Raw genomic sequence first — 1,536 nt, forward strand, 5'->3', positions numbered from 1 at the left:
GATGTCATTGGCATCTTGCAAGGTATTCTCACTTTTAGTCACCTTAACGCCATTGAGCAAAGGAACGTCTCCGCCTGCTTGGCTGGTGCTAAAAAATACTGGCTCGATGAAATCAAAATCTTTTTCTGCCAGCATTCTTTCCATCAGAACACTGCCAACCATTCCGCGCCAACCAACTAAACCAACCAATGGTGTTTTTGTATTTGCCATGATGAACGATCTATTTAAGAATATGAATATTTTTAGAGTGCTGCAACAACTGCATCACCCATCTCTACCGTAGAGACTTTTTTAGTCCCTTCGGTATAGATATCGGCAGTACGCAAGCCCTGAGACAAAACCTGTTGAACGGCTGCCTCGATACGGTCAGCTTCCGCTGGCATACCTAATGAGTAGCGCAGCATCATGGCAGCTGAAAGAATAGTTGCCAAAGGATTGGCGATACCCTTGCCGGCAATATCAGGAGCCGAGCCATGGCTTGGTTCATACAAGCCTTTATTGTTTTTATCCAAGGAGGCAGATGGCAACATACCAATAGAACCAGTCAGCATAGCTGCCTCATCAGACAAAATATCACCAAATAAGTTGCCAGTAACCACCACATCAAAAGCCTTAGGTGCTTTTACTAACTGCATTGCAGCGTTATCTACATACATATGAGACAACTCCACATCTGGGTAATCTTGAGCAACCCGAATCATGACTTCACGCCACAGTTGGGAGGTTTCCAATACATTCGCTTTATCTACACTACACACTTTCTTGCTACGCTTGCGAGCTGCTTCAAAAGCAACGCGACCAATGCGCTCCACCTCAGGCTCGCTGTAATGCATCATGTCATAACCTTCACGTGCGCCTTTAAATAATGGCAACTCTGAAGTGCGAATACCTCGTGGTTGACCAAAGTAAATATCGCCATTGAGCTCACGAATAATCAGGATATCAAGACCGCCAACGATTTCTGCCTTGAGGCTAGATGCTGCGGTGAGTTCGTCATAGCAAATTGCAGGTCTGAAATTGGCAAATAACTCGAGGTGCTTACGCAAACCTAAAATAGCCTGCTCAGGACGTAGTTCGCGAGCAAGCGAGTCGTACTTCCAATCCCCAACTGCACCAAACAGAATGGCATCTGCTTTTTTAGCAAGCTCTAAGGTCGCTGGTGGTAATGGATGCCCAGCTACGTCGTAGGCAGCACCGCCAACAGGCGCTGTCTCCAGATCAAATTTTGGGCCAAGCGCATTGAGCACTTTGACGGCTTGAGCAACGATTTCCGGGCCGATACCATCGCCCGGGAGAACTGCAATTTTCATGAAAGGCCTTTAACTCTATAAAACTATGGCAATTGTGTCGTTAGCCAAGGCATCTTGAGGATGCGCTCAGCTTCGTAAGCCTTGATTTTATCTGCATGTTGCAGGGTTAAGCCAATATCGTCCAAACCATTGATAAGACAATGCTTCCTAAATGGGGCTACATCAAAGCTATAGGCCGTTCCATCAGGCGTGATGACTTGCTGCTTCTCTAGGTCTACCGTCAGCT

General features: G+C 46.5%; 1 protein-coding gene and 2 pseudogenes. All 3 read right to left on the minus strand.

The features are described from left to right. Positions 1 to 210: pseudogene (locus B7Y67_RS17685) on the minus strand (aspartate-semialdehyde dehydrogenase); the annotation flags it as partial. 32 nt (positions 211 to 242) lie between these two features. Further along, on the minus strand, positions 243 to 1,310 hold the full coding sequence (gene leuB, locus B7Y67_RS17690; protein ID WP_293599754.1) for a 3-isopropylmalate dehydrogenase: 1,068 nt from the start codon (positions 1,308 to 1,310) through the stop codon (positions 243 to 245). 23 nt (positions 1,311 to 1,333) lie between these two features. Further along, positions 1,334 to 1,536 (minus strand): annotated as a pseudogene (locus B7Y67_RS17695) (3-isopropylmalate dehydratase small subunit); the annotation flags it as partial.

This window comes from Polynucleobacter sp. 35-46-11 (assembly GCF_002281105.1).